This is a genomic window from Herbaspirillum chlorophenolicum (assembly GCF_001189955.1).
GTDB lineage: Bacteria > Pseudomonadota > Gammaproteobacteria > Burkholderiales > Burkholderiaceae_D > Herbaspirillum > Herbaspirillum chlorophenolicum.
In genome coordinates, this window is sequence record NZ_LFLT01000006.1 from 41,757 (window position 1) to 57,098 (window position 15,342).

Below are 15,342 nucleotides of genomic sequence, written 5' to 3' on the forward strand. Positions count from 1 at the left end.
CGCCATGACAGCGGACGCCGGCTCTTCCATGCCGTACTTGCGGATCTGCCGGATCAGGCCTTGCTGCGGATGAACTCGGCGATCTTGGGACAGACGATTTCGCGCCAGCGGCGGCCCGAGAAAATCCCGTAGTGGCCGGCCTTGGGCACGGTGAAATGCTGCTTGTCCGCCTTGGGGATGCCGCTGCACAGCGCGTGCGCCACCTCGGTCTGGCCTGAGCCGGAGATGTCGTCCAGTTCGCCTTCGATGGTAAACAACGCCACCGACTTGATGTCTTGCGGACGCACCGGCTTGCCTTCGATCTTCCAGGTGCCGCGCGCGAGGTCGAAATCCTGGAACACGATCTTGATGGTCTCGAGGTAGAACTCGGCCGGCATATCCAGCACGGCGTTGTACTCGTCGTAGAACCTGCGGTGCTCCTCGGCCGAGGCGTCGTCGCCGTCGCGCAGGTGCATGTAGAAGTCCCAGTGGCTTTGCGCGTGGCGGCGCGGGTTCATCGCCACGAAGCCGGCGTGCTGCAGGAAGCCCGGATAGACCTTGCGGCCGAAGCCGGGATAGTTGGCCGGCACGCTGTAGATGACGGTATTTTCAAACCACGAATAGGGTTTTTCGGTGGCCAGGTCGTTGACGGCGGTGGGCGATTTGCGGGCGTCGATCGGGCCGCCCATCATGGTCATGGTCTTGGGCAGCTTGGGATCGTTGTCGCTGGCCATGAGCGCAATGGCCGCCAGCACCGGCACGGTCGGCTGGCACACCGAGATCACGTGCACGTCCGGACCCAGCAGGCGGATGAAGTCCTGCACGTAGTAGACGTAGTCGTGCAGGTGGAAGTCGCCTTGTTCGACCGGGACCATGCGGGCATCGGCCCAGTCGGTGATATAGACGTCATGCTGCTGAAGCAGCGTGCGCACGGTTTCGCGCAGCAGGGTGGAATGGTGGCCGGACAGCGGCGCCACCAGCAGCACGGTGGGCTGCTTGAGGGCGGCGACCTGGCGTGCGCTCAGATCCTTCTTGAAATGGATCAGGCGACAGAAGGGCTTGTTCTCGACGACTTCCTCGACGATGCCGGTGGGCTTGCCGTCGACTTCCACTTCATGGATGTTGAACTGCGGCTTTTCGTATTCCTTGGACAGGCGGTACAGCAGCTCGTAACCGGCAGCGATGCGCTGCGAGAAGGGAGTGTGGGCGAGCGGGGAGACTGGATCGGAAAACAGTTTTGCTGAGGTTTCCGCCCATTGCATCATCGGGTTCAGAAACGCGCGGTTGAATTCATGCAGTTGATAAAGCATAGCTGACCTTTATACAAGCGCTGGCTGGCCTCGCCATCCGGCGGAGCTCATGACCCCGTTGGTGGCGGATTGCGCGGGAGCAAGCATGTGCAACAAACGTTTGGCGATGGTTTTAGGATGACGAAATGCGTGAAGTTGCATCGTTGTCAACTTGTTCATGTTGCGACGCAGTAGGATAGCATGCTTTATCTTGGGGCTTTTATGCTGGTAAGACCAAATACAGAAAAATCGGATGAAAGTTTGGCGTGCTGCGATAGATTCACGGCGCGGAAATGAAAAAAGCCCCTGCATGGCAGGGGCTTGAGAGATTTTTTTGCTGTTGGGTAATATCGAAAAGGCTTGGTACAGCCGATCCTGTTTAGTCGAACACCGGAGTTTCCACGCCCAGAATCTTGTGCAGCTTGGGCGAGGTGGTGGTGTACTGCATATGGATCTTCTTTTCCGGGAAGATATAAGGCGCGGCGCCGAAAGCGGCCAGCGCGGCTTCGTGGAAGCCAGACAGGATCAGCTTCTTCTTGCCCGGATAGGTGTTGATGTCGCCCACGGCGAAGATGCCCGGCACGTTGGTCTCGAATTTCTCGGTGTCGACCACCTTCAGTTGCTTGCGCTCGATGTCCAGGCCCCACTCGGCGATCGGGCCCAGCTTGGGCGACAGGCCGAAGAACACCAGCAGCATGTCCAGCGGCAGGCGGCGGGTGACGCCGTCGGCGCCGGTGACCTTGACCTCGGCCAGCTTGCCGTCCTTGATTTCGGTGCCGGTGACCTGGCCGACCAGGAACTGCATCTCATACTGTTCGCACAGCTCCTTCATCTTGGCCACGGATGCCGGGGCGGCGCGGAATTCTTCGCGACGGTGCAGCAGGATCACCGATTCGGCCTTGCCGACGAAGTTCAGCGCCCAGTCCAGCGCGGAGTCGCCGCCGCCGCAGATGACGATGTTCTTGCCTTCGAACTTCGAGGGATCCTTGACGCGGTAGAACACCTGCGAGCCGTCGAATTGCTCGATGCCATCGACCTTCAGCGTGCGCGGCTGGAACGAACCGACGCCGGCGGCGATGAAGATGGTCTTGGTGATGAACTGGGTGCCGGTGGAAGTTTCGACATCGAAACGGCCGTCTTCGCGCTTTTGCACCACGGTCACTTCCTGGCCCAGGTGGAAGGTCGGCTCGAACGGCTCGATCTGCTTCAACAGGTTGTCGGTCAGTTCCTGGCCGGTGCACACAGGCACGGCCGGGATGTCATAGATCGGCTTGTCCGGATACAGTTCAACGCACTGGCCGCCCACCACCGGCAGCGAATCGATCACGTGCGCCTTGATTTCCAGCAAACCGAGTTCGAACACCTGAAAGAGGCCGACCGGGCCGGCGCCGATGATGATGGCATCGGTTTCGATGGGGCCTTGGGCAACTGCACCCTTGACGTTGTTTTCCATGATTTTCCTGATATTCCTGTTCAATTATCTGAAAGCAAAATGCAAGCGGTTGCGCATCTGGCTGGCGGTGAAGAGCCTGGCTGGATGCGCAACCGCAATGCTGAAGCTGTTAGGGACCAGTTTCGCGTCCTGAAGCGTGGTGACGATCAGCGCTGCAGGTATTGCAGCTTGTCGGTCTTGTCCTTCCACTCTTCAGCCTCGGCCAGCGGGGCCTTGGTCTTGGTGATGGAAGGCCAGTTGCGGGAGAGGTCGGCGTTGAGCGCAATAAATTGCTGCTGGTCGGCAGGAACGTCTTCTTCCGCGTAAATTGCGTTGACCGGGCATTCTGCGACGCATACTGCGCAGTCGATGCATTCGTCCGGATCAATCGCGAGGAAATTGGGGCCTTCGCGGAAACAATCTACCGGGCAAACATCCACGCAATCCGTATAGCGGCAACGGATGCAGGAATCGGTGACAACGTGGGTCATAACTGTCCTATCTGTAAATATTCTTAAAACCGATGGCTAACTGCGCCGCAATTGATGGCAATATGGCACGGTTAAAATCATTCTGCGGCTGGCTGGCGCTATGCTGATTCTCTGCCGGTTATCGCTGTTTCGATGTCGTTTCCGACGGCCGAAAATCCCTTGCGCAGCCTGCTGCAAAGCCTTGTATTTTAAGGTAATTCGATTTTTCCCACAAATGAGGCTTATACAGATTACGTATAAGTAAATAAATAATGCAGCGATAGAAAAAGCCGCCGCCAATGCCAGTCGCACGCCGCCATCAGGCCCTTTGGGCCGGGTTGCCGACGCGTGCAGGCAGGGCGGGGCAGTACGCTGATGAACCGCCTGATTCAAGAAAAGGATGTCCCGGCGTGAACGCTGAACAGCCCAAACAAGCATATCGTTTCCGATTTCCCTCCCTGCTGGCTGGCCTGGCTGCTGCCGTTGCCTTGAGCCTCGCCCCGGCAGCACGCGCCGCTGACGCCATCCGCATTGGTGAAATCAACAGCCACAACAGCCTGTCGACGGTCGGCCAGGCTTACCGCAACGGCCTGGCGCTGGCGCTGGAAGAAATCAATGCCGGCGGCGGCGTACGCGGCCGGCCGCTGGAACTGGTGGTGCGCGACGACAACGGCGATGCCGACCAGGCCGCCCGCAACGCGCGCGAACTGGTGCGCGACCAGCACGTTGCGGTGCTGACCGGCACCATGTTGTCCAATGTTGCGCTGGCGGTCGCGCGCGAGGCTGCGCGTGGCAAGACAGTGCTCGTGGTCGGCGATGCCTTGTCGGATGCCATTACGCTCGACAAGGGTAATCGCTACACCTTCCGGGTACGGCCTTCCACCTACATGCAAGCCGCGATGCTGGCCGAGCAGGCCGCCCGCATGCCGGGCCGCCGCTGGGCGGTGGTGGCGCCCAACTATGAATACGGCCAAAGCGCCGTGGCCAGCTTCAAGCTGTTGCTCAAGCAGGCGCGCCCGGATGTCGAGTTCGTCAACGACCAGTGGCCGGCGCTGGGCAAGATCAAGGCCGACGATGTGGTGCGGGCGATTCGCCAGGCCCGTCCGGATGCCATCTTCAATGCCACTTTCGGCGACGACCTGCAAAAGTTCGTCCAGGCCGGCAACCGCCAGCAACTGTTTGCTGGTACGCGCGTGGTGTCCATGGCTTCGGCTGGCGCCCAGAGCCTGGACCCGGCGCAGAGCGAAGCCATCCGCGACTGGATTGCGATCGGCTACCCCTGGGATCAGATTGCAACGCCCGAGCACCAGCGCTTCCTTGAGGCTTACCTGAAGAAGTTCAACCAGCGTCCGCAGCTGTCGTCGATATTCGGCTACACCACGATGATGGCCATCGCCGCCGGCCTGAAGAAATCCGATGCCGCCGACGGCGAAGCGCTGGTCGACGCGCTGCGCGGTTTGCAACTGGAGTCGCCGCTGGGGCCGATCGCCTTCCGCGCGCTCGACCAGCAGGCCTCGATGGGGGCCTTCGTCGGCCAGGTATCCCAGAAAGATGGCCACAGCACCATGAGCAATTGGCGCTATCTCGACGGCGCACCCTACATGCCCAATGCCGTCTATGTGCGCAGCCGTCGCCCCACTTCGGCCATGAAATAGGCATCGCGCAAGCAAAAGCCCCATGCGTTGCGGGGAATTGGTTCTTTCGATCCGGGTTAAGATAGCGGCCACGGCGTAATCTGGCTCATCCCGGACTCGGTTGGCGGTTCTCGGAACCTGTCGCAGGCCACGCCGATCATCAACACCTCAGCATGCGGCGGCGGCCGCATCGGAATTTCATGATCATCACCTCCTTACTCGATACCGATCTGTACAAATTCACGATGATGCAGGTGGTGCTGCATCATTTCCCCGGCGCCCAGGTCGAATACCGTTTCAAGTGCCGCAACGAAAACGTCGACCTGACTCCCTATGTGGATGAGATCCGCGCCGAGATCGCCGCCATGTGCCGGTTGCGCTTCAAGGAAGAGGAACTGAATTACCTGCGCAGCCTGCGTTTCATCAAGAGCGACTTTGTCGATTTCCTCGACCTGTTCCACCTCAACGAGAAATACATCACGGTGCAGCCGGCAGCATCGGGCAATGGCGAAATCGAGATCAGCGTCAAAGGGCCGTGGCTGCACACCATCATGTTCGAAGTGCCGGTGCTGGCCATCGTCAACGAAGTCTATTTCCGCAGCACCCAGCGCTCGCCCGACCTGGCCGAAGGCCGCGAGCGCCTGCGCAAGAAGATCTCGCTGATCACCGACGATCCCGAACTGGCCGGCTGCAACATCGCCGACTACGGCACGCGCCGCCGCTTCTCGCGCAGCTGGCATGCCGAAGTCATCGCCGAAATGAAGCAGACCATGGGCACGCACTTTGCGGGCACCTCCAACGTCATGTTCGCCATGCAGCACGACTTGACGCCTCTTGGCACCATGGCGCATGAATACCTGCAAGCCTGCCAGGCGCTGGGCCCGCGCCTGCGCGATTCGCAGACCTTTGCTTTCGAGATATGGGCGCGCGAATACCGGGGCGACCTCGGCATCACGCTGTCCGACGTGTATGGCATGGACGCTTTCCTGCGCGACTACGACATGTATTTCTGCAAACTCTTCGACGGCGCCCGCCATGATTCGGGCGACCCGTTCGAATGGGGCGAGCGCCTGATCCAGCACTACCGCGACAACCGCGTCGACCCCGCCGGCAAGGTGCTGGTGTTTTCCGATAGCCTGGATTTCGACAAGGTGCGCGCGCTTTACCTGCGCTTCAAGGACCGTGCGCGTGTGGCCTTCGGCGTCGGCACGAATCTCACCAACGACCTTGGCTATACGCCGTTGCAGGTGGTCATGAAGATGGTTCGCTGCAACGACCAGCCGGTCGCCAAGCTGTCCGATACGCCGTCCAAGAACATGTGCGACGACCTGGCTTATGTGAATTACCTGCGGCAGGTGTTTGAGATCAAGGGCTGAGAAGAAGTCTTGGTTACTCTGGACGGAACAATCACTTGAAGAAACCGCAATTGTTTCGTCGCCTGCGGGTAGAGCGGCTGCGCCGTCGGATTGAATACAGAGGTTTCCCACGCTTGTTGATGCTGCTGCTAGTGACGCTCACTGCGGGTATCGGCTTCTTGTCTTCGGTGTCAATGTTACGCGCCGGGATGCTCAACATGGGATGGCGTTACGCCATCGCTTGCGTGTTAGCTTATCTTTTTTTCTTGCTCATGCTTTGGGCTTGGTTGAGGCTGTCGCGATGGGCTGTCGACAATGATGCGGCACTAGGTGACAGCACCATCGATTTGGCATTAGATGTTGCTGGTGCCAGCGCGACCGTAGTTCGGCGTGCGCCAACAGACCCTGCTTTTGTTGGGGCTGGAGGAAATTTCGATGGAGGAGGCGCTAGCGCCAATGTGGAATTCGGCTCCATGGATGGGGGCGCCGGGCTAATGCCCGATACCGGTATTGATGCAGGAGGATCTGTGTTGGGGAGCAGCGGCAGTGATGCTATTTCCTCTGTTGATGTCGGCGAGTTGGGTGCGCCGCTGGTATTGCTGGCGCTCGCTGTTGCCTTGCTGGCTGCATGTGGAGCATTGTTTTACGCGGCGTTCAATTTGGTGGGTGCGGCACCGCTGTTATTTGCCGAGCTGCTCTTCGATGGCGTGTTGGCTGCCGGACTGTATCGGCGATTTCGCTATAAGGTAACGCGCCACTGGCTGGAAACTGCGTTGCAACACACAATTCGTCCCTTCCTCGCGTTGCTCGTATTCGTTGGGGGCGCTGGCTTCATTCTGTCGTTGGCATGGCCGGAAGCCCATACTCTGGGCGAAATCTTTCACATCTGGCGACCATAGTTGAAAAATTTTTGAGCCGTGACAATTTTGGTCGTTACAGATGTCGTGCCTGATATAGTGTGACTCCGCCGGTTTCCGTCGAATGACATCAGGCCGGTTTCCATTTTCGACATTTGTCAACGCGCTGGGGCCGGAATTTGCAGATTAGAGCTTTTGTGACTGTGGCGGCTGCGGCCGCCATTTTTCCAATAACATGTGAGGCCGCTGAATTAAACGGCGCAAGCTTGTCGGTGACATGGGCATTGCCGTTTGCCGGCGTACTGTTGTCGATCGCATTGCTGCCGCTGTTGGCGCCGGCATTGTGGCACCACCATTTCGGCAAGATCGCTGCCGGCTGGGGGCTGGCCTTCTTGCTGCCTTTCGCCGCCGCGGCGGGCGCGCATGCGGCGTTGGCGGTGACAATACATGCACTGCTGGCCGAGTATCTTCCCTTCATCATCCTGTTGGCCGCCTTGTTTGCCGTGGCCGGCGGCATCTGCGTGCGCGGCAACCTGCATGGCACCCCTGCGCTCAATACCGGGTTGCTGGCATTGGGCACGGTGCTGGCCAGCGTCATGGGCACTACCGGCGCCTCGATGTTGCTGATCCGCCCGTTGATCCGCGCCAATGACAATCGCAGGCATGTGGTGCATGTGATCGTGTTCTTCATCTTTCTGGTGGCCAATGCCGGTGGTTCGCTGACGCCGCTGGGGGATCCGCCGCTGTTCCTGGGTTTCCTCAAGGGCGTCGATTTTTTCTGGACTGCGCACCATGTTTTTCCATCGATGGCATTTCTGTGCGTGGCGTTGCTGGCCATCTTTTACTTCCTTGACCGCCATTACTTCCTGAACCGGGAGGAGCGCAAGCCGGCCGGCTCCGATCCGACGCCGGATTCGCCCATCCGCTTTGAAGGCAAGTTCAATTTCGTGCTGCTGGCCGTCATCGTGGCGCTGGTGCTCATGAGCGGGGTCTGGTCGCCGGGCGTGGCCTTCGATGTGATGGGGACACCGCTGGAATTGCAGAATCTGGTGCGCGATGTGGCGCTGGTCGCGGTGATCCTGTTGTCGCTGAAACTGACGCCGGCGGCGGCCCGCGCCGGCAACGAATTCAGCTGGGGACCGATGCTGGAGGTGGCCAAGCTGTTCGCCGCCATCTTCCTGACCATCGTGCCGGTCATTGCCATGCTGCGCGCCGGCGAGCAGGGGGCCTTCGCGGCGGTGGTGCGCGCGGTGACCGGCCCGGATGGCCGGCCGAACGACGCCATGTATTTCTGGATGACGGGCTTGCTCTCGTCCTTCCTCGACAACGCGCCTACCTATCTGGTGTTCTTCAACACTGCCTCCGGCGATGCACGTGAGCTGATGGGGGCGATGGCGTCGACGCTGGCGGCGATTTCCGCAGGGGCTGTCTTCATGGGCGCCAACAGCTACATCGGCAATGCGCCCAATATGATGGTCAAGGCCATTGCCGAAGAGCGCGGCATCCGCATGCCGTCCTTCTTCGGTTACATGGCGTGGTCCTGCGGCATCCTGGTGCCGTTGTTTATCGTCATGACCTTTATCTTTTTCATTTAGGGCCCGGTACACCATCCGGCCTGAACCGAACTACCACGAACCAGCAGAGAGACAGCAATGAAACAAAAGATCTTCGTATCACGCGCCATTTTTCCTGAAGTCCTGGCGCGCCTGGAGCAGCATTTCGATGTCGAATCGAACCAGGAAGACCGCATCTTCAGTGCCGACGAACTGCTGGCCAAGGCAAAGGGAAAAGACGGGTTGTTCACCACGCCCAGCGAGCCGGCGACGGCTGCGTTGTTCGCCGCCAATCCGCAGTTGAAAGCGGTGTGCAACATGGCGGTGGGCTACAACAACATCGACATCGCCGCCGCCACCCAGGCCGGCGTGATGGCGACCAATACGCCCGACGTGCTCAATGAAACCACCGCCGACTTCGGCTGGGCGCTGATGATGGCAACCGCACGCCGCATCACCGAGTCCGAGCATTTCCTGCGCGCCGGCCAATGGAAGAAGTGGAGCTACGACAGCTTCGTCGGTCCGGATGTGCATGGCGCGACGCTGGGTATCATCGGCATGGGCCGCATCGGCCAGGCCATCGCACGCCGTTCGCTGGGGTTCGACATGCAGGTGCTGTACCACAACCGCTCGCGCCTGAAGCCCGAGCAGGAAGCACATGCCAACAACGCGCAATATGTCGGTAAGGAAGAACTGTTGAAACGCGCCGACCACGTGGTGCTGGTGCTGCCGTATTCCAAGGAAACCCACCACACCATCGGCGCGGCGGAACTGGCGCTGATGAAGCCGACTGCGACGCTGACCAATATTGCCCGCGGCGGCATCGTCGACGATGCGGCACTGATCGAAGCGCTGCGCGCCGGTCGTATCGCTGCTGCCGGCGTCGACGTGTTCGAGAATGAGCCGGCCTTCAAGCCGGAATTCCTGTCGCTGACCAACGTGGTGCTCACGCCCCACATCGCCAGCGCTTCGACGCCGACCCGCCTTGCCATGGCCAATTGCGCGGCGGACAACCTGATCGCCGCCTTGTCGGGGCAGACGCCGCCCAACCTGCTCAATCCGGATGTCGTCAAGGCCCGATAGGCATTCAACCGGGCTGGAATGGAAAACGGGCGCGCTTGCATGGCAGGCGCGCCCGTTTTGTTTGCTTCGCCGTCTCCCGCCGTGAGGGCGGGAGTGCGTAAGTCAACCGTTCAAGTCGTTGAACAGGTCAATGTATTGCTGCTGCGCGTCGGCTTGGGCAGTGCCCTTGATCGCGGCCCACGCATCGTATTTGGCGCGTGCCACGAAGTCGGTCATGCCGGGACGTTCACCGGTCACATCGCCGTTGCTGCCTTGCTTGTACAGGCCGTACATCTTCAGGAGCGTCATGTTGTCGGGGCGTTCGGGCAGGTTTTTGGACTGCGCGACAGCAGCTTCGAATTGCTCTTGCAGGGTGCTCATCGTCGTCTCCTCCGGGCAGCTCAGACGGTCAGCAGTTCGACTTCGAAGATCAGCGTGGCGTTGGGGGGGATCACGCCGCCCGCGCCGCGCGCGCCGTAGCCCAGGTCGGCCGGGATGATCAGCTTGCGTACGCCGCCGATCTTCATGCCTTGCACGCCTTCATCCCAGCCCTTGATCACGTGGCCGGCGCCCAGCGGGAACGCGAACGGGTCGTTGCGGTCCTTGCTGGAGTCGAATTTGCTGCCGGCGCTGCCGTCGGCATTTTGCAGCCAGCCGGTGTAGTGCACGGTGACGTGGCTGCCGGCCTTGGCTTCATCGCCCGAACCGGCGGTGATTTCTTCGTATTGCAGCCCGGAAGCTGTGGTGACTGTAGACATCGTGTTCCTTTCTGGATGGAGGGGATTGCGGTCGATTCGGCCGGAGCGGGCAGCCCTTTTTCCTTGGCTTGCTGGGCGCTGCCTGCCGCTCCGGCTGCGGGAGTCGACCGGAACGGCAGGCAGTGTAAACCAAAACCGGGATTTTTTTCAGAATGCGTCAGCCCTCTGTCAGCCGGATCGTATTTGCATGCGTTAAGGTGGCTGGACGTGCCTTCCGCACGATGAGATCAGGCTTTTTTGTGTAAAGTTCGTCATGTTGCGTCGATTTAGTCAACTTTTTTCTGTTTTTCTCCGCGCAGCATGCCTTTCGGCCATCCTGGCGGCTTCCGCCCAGGCGAACGTGGTCGTGGTGCTCAATTCCGGCGATGCTTCGGTTTCGCTGCTGGACCAGACCACCCACAAGGAAATTTCCACCTTTTCGGTCGGCAAGGAGCCGCACCACCTGATGGCCACGCCGGACAACAAGTCCCTGATCGTCGCCAGCGCCACCGGTAACCAGCTGTTGTTCCTCGATCCCAAGACCGGCGAAGTCCAGCGCCGCCTGCGCAATATCGTCGACCCTTACCAGATCGGTTTCTCACCGGACCAGAAATGGTTCGTCGCCACCGGCCTGCGCCTGGACCGCGTCGACGTCTACAGCTATGACGGCACCGACCTCAAGCTGTCCAAGCGCATTCCGCTGGCCAGGACGCCCAGCCACATTGCTTTCGACAGTGCCAGCACCACGGCCTTTATTACCCAGCAGGGGAGCGATGAGATCAGCGCCATCGACCTGGCTACCCAGCAGGTGAAATGGACGCTTCCGGTCGGCAAGCTGCCGGCGGGCATCATGATGACGCCCGACAATAAATACTTGCTGGTAGGCATCATGGGCAGCGACTATGTGCAAGTGATCGACTGGCGTACCCAGAAACTGGTCAAGCAGATCAAGACCGGCGCCGGCGCCCACAACTTCCGCGCCCAGGGCGACAAGCGCTTTGTCTATGTCTCCAACCGCGTTTCCAACACCATCAACGTGGTCGACATGCAGACGCTGGAAAACGTCGGCACCATCAAGGTGCCGGGCGGCCCGGACTGCATGGAAGTCACCGACGATGGCAAGACCATGTGGGTGACCCTGCGCTGGATCAAGAAGGTGGCGGTGATCGACCTGGCCAGCCGTTCGGTCACCAAGGTGATCCCGGTCGGACGTTCTCCGCATGGCATCTACCTGTATAACCGTGCGCCCGATGTCTGAGCGCATGGCTTGAGTGCGATGGCTCGATGAAATATCCTTTTCCCAAAAGACAACTCAACGGCCTGGTTCTGGGCGCCATCCTGGCGGCTGGCCAGGCCTTTGCACAAGCGCAGCAACCGGCCCAGGCATCGGCCACGGCCGCCGCTTGCAAAGGCACGATTTACCTGACTTTCGATACCGGCAGCCAGTCGCAGGCCGAACTGATCGAGCAGACGCTGCTGCGTCACCATATCAAGGCGACCTTTTTCCTAGCCAACGAGAAGACCATCCACGGCGACTATTCCCTGGATCCCGGCTGGCAGCCGCTTTGGAAGCGGCTGGCCGAAGAGGGGCATGCCTTCGGTACGCATACCTTCGACCACGTCTACGTGGTGCGCGACTTGCCGGACGGTAAAATTGAGGTGCGCCCGCAGTTCGGCGCCCAGGCCGGCCGCAAGCAGCAGTGGACGCCCGCGCAGTATTGCGAAGAAATGCAGCGCGTGGACAAGCGCTTCGAGGCGCTGACCGGCCGCAAGCTCGATCCGCTGTGGCGGGCGCCGGGCGGCAAGCTCACTCCGAATCTGCTCAAGGCCGGCCAGGCATGCGGTTATGCGCACGTGGCGTGGGCGCCGGCCGGTTTTTCCGGCGATGAACTGCCCAGCGACAAGTTTCCCAACGATATGCTGCTGAAGAAGGCGCTGAACGGCCTGAAGGACGGCGATATCTTCCTGGCGCACATGGGCATCTGGTCGCGCCAGGATGCCTGGGCGCCGGCCGTGCTGGAGCCGCTGGTCACGGGGCTGGAGCAGAAGGGATTTTGCTTTGCCACGCTGCGCGACCATCCGGCTTACCGGCATTTGTTTGCAGGGGCGGGGAACACGCAACGGCGTCCCTGATCGAAACGGGGGCGTGAGCAAGGCCTCACGGCACGATACGTAAAGACAGACTCATGATCCAGACCATTTCAGACCTCTTTGCCACCGTCCAGGGCTGGCTGTTCGAAACCATCGTACAGCCGCTGGTGTTTTTCATCGGCATGGGGGAGTTCGTCGAAGAAGCGTTCACCGGCACCGAGTGGGTGCTGGTCGGGATCTGCGAGCTGGTGATTCTCTTCCTCATCCTGCGCCCGCTGGAATCGATGATCCCGGTGCACAAGATCACCGATCCCTACGCACGCTGGAACGATTTCATCTACACCATGCTGCAGCGCCTGGGCGTGATCCCCATCATCGCTTTCCTGCTGCTCGACCCCGCGCTATCGTACGCGGCCGAGCTGCTGCACCTGGAAGGCTGGGGCACCTTTAACATCGACCAGATCTGGCCGGGCGTGACCGACCGCGCGCTGGTCAGCTTCCTGCTCTACCTAGTGGTGCTGGACCTGTGCGAATACGCGTACCACTGGGCCCAGCACAACGTGCGCTGGATGTGGGCGCTGCATAGCCTGCACCACAGCCAGCAGAACATGAACCTGTGGAGCGACGACCGCAACCATGTGCTGGACGACCTGGTACATGACATCTTCCTCGGCCTGGTGGCGCTGCTGATCGGCGTCGAGCCTTCGCAATACATCCTGCTGGTGTCGCTGTCGCGCATGCTGCAAAGCCTGCAGCATGCCAACGTGCGCATCCATTTCGGCCGCATCGGCGACCGCCTGCTGGTGTCGCCGCGCTTCCACCGGCTGCACCATGCCATCGGTATCGGCCACGAAAGCCACGGCCGCAATTCGCTGGGCGGGCATAATTTCTCCGTGCTGTTTCCCGTGTGGGACATGCTGTTCGGCACCGCGCATTTCGGGGAAGGTTTCGCCCATACCGGTGTGCGCGACCAGTTGCCGCCGCCAGCCGGGAAGGGCCGCGATTACGGGCGCGGTTTCTGGATGCAGCAATGGCTGGGCATCAAGCGCCTGGTCGAATTCTCGCGCAAGAAGGCGCGCTGATGCGGCTCCTGCTGTCTTCCTTCGGACGTGCGCTGCTGTCGCAGTTGCACATCCGCATGCTGTTGCTGACGGTGCTTCCTTTCGTGTTCTCGGTCGGCATCTGGACGGTATGCCTGTGGCTGGGGCTGCAGCCGATGATCGACTGGCTGCAGGACTACTTCGTGGTCCACAGCATGTTCGGCATCGCTGGCACCGTGTTGAACTGGTTCGGCATGGGTACCCTCAAGACGGTGATCGTGCCCATGCTGGCGATGTGGGCGCTGCTGCCGCTGATGATTTTGACGGCGCTGGTCTTCGTCGGCCTGTTCACCATTCCCGCCATCGCCCGCCATATCGGCGCCCGCCATTACCCGATGCTGGAGTTGCGCCGGGGTGGCAGCTGGTGGGGCAGCCTGTGGACTTCGCTGTGGTGCTTCGCGGTGTTCGTGGTCGGCTGGCTGGTGACCTTGCCGGTGTCGCTGATCCCGCCGCTGACCTTCGTTATCCACCCTTTGCTATGGGGCTGGCTGACCTATCGTGTGATGGCTTACGACACCTTGGCCGACTACGCCAGCGCCGACGAGCGCCGCGCAGTGTTGCGCCTGCACCGTTGGCCTTTGCTGGTGATCGGCACCATCGCCGGCGCCATGGGCGCCGCACCCACGCTGTTGTGGCTGGGCGGGGCATTGTCAGTGATCTTCTTCCCGCTGCTGGCTGCCGGCGCGATCTGGTTGTACGTGCTGGTGTTCGTGTTCACGGGGCTGTGGTTCCAGTATTACTGCCTGGAAGCGTTGCTGCGCTACCGCAGCGGTCAGCCGCCGGACGGTCCGGAGCCGGGTGGCGATCCCATCCGGCCGGCGGCCGACATCATCGATGCCGGGCCGCGCTGAACGGCGCATGCATCTCCCGATGCCCGTCCTCGTCGGCGTGCATCAGGGGAATCGGGCATAATCCCCGGAGTTTGATCAACCCCACTGGCAGAGCGGACTCATGGCATTCGGACTCATCATCATCGGCGACGAAATCCTTTCCGGCCGCCGTATCGACAAGCATTTCCCCAAGGTGCTCGAGCTGCTGTCCGAGCGCGGCCTGCAATTGGGCTGGGCAGAATATGTGGGCGATGAGCCCGAACGCATTACTGCAACCTTGAAGCGCACGCTTTCCAGCGGTGACATCGTATTTTGCACCGGCGGTATCGGCGCCACGCCGGACGATCACACGCGTCAATGCGTGGCGGCTGCCCTGGGCGTGCCGCTGGCCTTGCATCCGGAGGCGAGGGAAAAGATCCGGGAGCGCATCGCCGATATGTCGCGTGAAACCGGTATCGAGCCCGACTACAATGCGCCGGAAAACCTGCATCGCCTGAAAATGGGCGAATTCCCGCAAGGCGCCTCCATCATTCCCAATCCCTACAACAAGATTCCGGGGTTCTCGGTACGTAACACCAGCGGTGAAGGGGCGCATTATTTTGCCCCCGGCTTCCCGGTGATGGCCTGGCCGATGTTCGAATGGGTACTGGAGAGCAACTACGCCGACCTGTTCCACCGCCGTGCCTGGGCTGAAAGGTCGATGCTGGTGTTCGAGTCGGCCGAATCGACGCTGACGCCACTGATGGAGCTGATCGAGGCGCAATTTCCGCTGGTGAAAGTGTTCAGCCTGCCGCATGTGGGCGACGAGAAGACGCGGCGGCATATCGACCTGGGCGTCAAGGGCGACCCGCAACAGGTCGAACCTGCGTTCGAAAAGATGCAAGAGGGGCTGCGCCAGCTGAAGGCGGAATTCCAGTTGAACAACTAAGTACCAGCCCACGCTCCCGTTCGGG

15 protein-coding genes are annotated in these 15,342 nt (G+C 60.8%); 10 read left to right on the forward strand and 5 right to left on the reverse strand.

What is annotated here, in order from left to right:
• Positions 1-53: 53 nt before the first annotated feature.
• The 3 genes from AKL28_RS05790 to fdxA all read right to left on the reverse strand — a co-directional run bounded on the left by AKL28_RS05790 (position 54) and on the right by fdxA (position 3,191).
• On the reverse strand, positions 54-1,289 hold the full coding sequence (locus AKL28_RS05790; RefSeq protein WP_050467128.1) for a polyhydroxyalkanoate depolymerase: 1,236 nt from the start codon (positions 1,287-1,289) through the stop codon (positions 54-56).
• Between the two features lie 358 nt (positions 1,290-1,647).
• Complete coding sequence (locus tag AKL28_RS05795; protein WP_050467129.1) at positions 1,648-2,721, reverse strand: NAD(P)/FAD-dependent oxidoreductase; 1,074 nt, start codon at positions 2,719-2,721, stop codon at positions 1,648-1,650.
• Positions 2,722-2,867: 146 nt separating this feature from the next.
• On the reverse strand, positions 2,868-3,191 hold the full coding sequence (gene fdxA / locus AKL28_RS05800) for a ferredoxin FdxA (RefSeq protein ID WP_050467130.1): 324 nt from the start codon (positions 3,189-3,191) through the stop codon (positions 2,868-2,870).
• Positions 3,192-3,580: 389 nt separating this feature from the next.
• Between fdxA and AKL28_RS05805 the strand changes: the two genes are divergently transcribed.
• The 5 genes from AKL28_RS05805 to AKL28_RS05825 all read left to right on the forward strand — a co-directional run bounded on the left by AKL28_RS05805 (position 3,581) and on the right by AKL28_RS05825 (position 9,652).
• Positions 3,581-4,825 (forward strand): ABC transporter substrate-binding protein, encoded by a 1,245-nt coding sequence (locus AKL28_RS05805; protein WP_231602349.1) that lies wholly within the window; start codon positions 3,581-3,583, stop codon positions 4,823-4,825.
• A 179-nt stretch (positions 4,826-5,004) separates the two neighbouring features.
• On the forward strand, positions 5,005-6,180 hold the full coding sequence (gene pncB / locus AKL28_RS05810) for a nicotinate phosphoribosyltransferase (protein WP_050467131.1): 1,176 nt from the start codon (positions 5,005-5,007) through the stop codon (positions 6,178-6,180).
• 35 nt (positions 6,181-6,215) lie between these two features.
• Complete coding sequence (locus AKL28_RS05815; protein ID WP_231602350.1) at positions 6,216-7,058, forward strand: hypothetical protein; 843 nt, start codon at positions 6,216-6,218, stop codon at positions 7,056-7,058.
• 143 nt (positions 7,059-7,201) lie between these two features.
• Positions 7,202-8,611 (forward strand): sodium:proton antiporter, encoded by a 1,410-nt coding sequence (locus tag AKL28_RS05820; RefSeq protein ID WP_231602359.1) that lies wholly within the window; start codon positions 7,202-7,204, stop codon positions 8,609-8,611.
• A 57-nt stretch (positions 8,612-8,668) separates the two neighbouring features.
• On the forward strand, positions 8,669-9,652 hold the full coding sequence (locus AKL28_RS05825) for a 2-hydroxyacid dehydrogenase (protein WP_050467143.1): 984 nt from the start codon (positions 8,669-8,671) through the stop codon (positions 9,650-9,652).
• 102 nt (positions 9,653-9,754) lie between these two features.
• Here the strand turns inward: AKL28_RS05825 and AKL28_RS05830 are convergent, their stop codons facing one another.
• A complete protein-coding gene (locus tag AKL28_RS05830) occupies positions 9,755-10,012 on the reverse strand; it encodes an acyl-CoA-binding protein (RefSeq protein ID WP_050467145.1) in 258 nt (85 codons plus the stop codon).
• 20 nt (positions 10,013-10,032) lie between these two features.
• Positions 10,033-10,389 (reverse strand): FKBP-type peptidyl-prolyl cis-trans isomerase, encoded by a 357-nt coding sequence (locus AKL28_RS05835; RefSeq protein WP_050467147.1) that lies wholly within the window; start codon positions 10,387-10,389, stop codon positions 10,033-10,035.
• A 253-nt stretch (positions 10,390-10,642) separates the two neighbouring features.
• Here AKL28_RS05835 and AKL28_RS05840 point away from each other — a divergent pair, with 253 nt between their 5' ends.
• The 5 genes from AKL28_RS05840 to AKL28_RS05860 all read left to right on the forward strand — a co-directional run bounded on the left by AKL28_RS05840 (position 10,643) and on the right by AKL28_RS05860 (position 15,317).
• Positions 10,643-11,626 carry a YncE family protein gene (locus tag AKL28_RS05840; RefSeq protein WP_050467151.1) on the forward strand — a complete coding sequence of 328 codons (984 nt, stop codon included), beginning with the start codon at positions 10,643-10,645 and terminating at the stop codon, positions 11,624-11,626.
• Between the two features lie 26 nt (positions 11,627-11,652).
• Complete coding sequence (locus tag AKL28_RS05845; protein WP_050467155.1) at positions 11,653-12,501, forward strand: polysaccharide deacetylase family protein; 849 nt, start codon at positions 11,653-11,655, stop codon at positions 12,499-12,501.
• Positions 12,502-12,554: 53 nt separating this feature from the next.
• Complete coding sequence (locus AKL28_RS05850; RefSeq protein ID WP_050467156.1) at positions 12,555-13,541, forward strand: sterol desaturase family protein; 987 nt, start codon at positions 12,555-12,557, stop codon at positions 13,539-13,541.
• Positions 13,541-14,410, forward strand: coding sequence for an EI24 domain-containing protein (locus AKL28_RS05855; RefSeq protein ID WP_050467157.1), 870 nt, complete (start codon positions 13,541-13,543; stop codon positions 14,408-14,410). Before AKL28_RS05850 ends, AKL28_RS05855 begins: the two co-directional genes overlap by 1 nt.
• A gap of 100 nt (positions 14,411-14,510) precedes the next feature.
• Positions 14,511-15,317 carry a competence/damage-inducible protein A gene (locus AKL28_RS05860; protein WP_050467158.1) on the forward strand — a complete coding sequence of 269 codons (807 nt, stop codon included), beginning with the start codon at positions 14,511-14,513 and terminating at the stop codon, positions 15,315-15,317.
• Positions 15,318-15,342 lie beyond the last annotated feature (25 nt).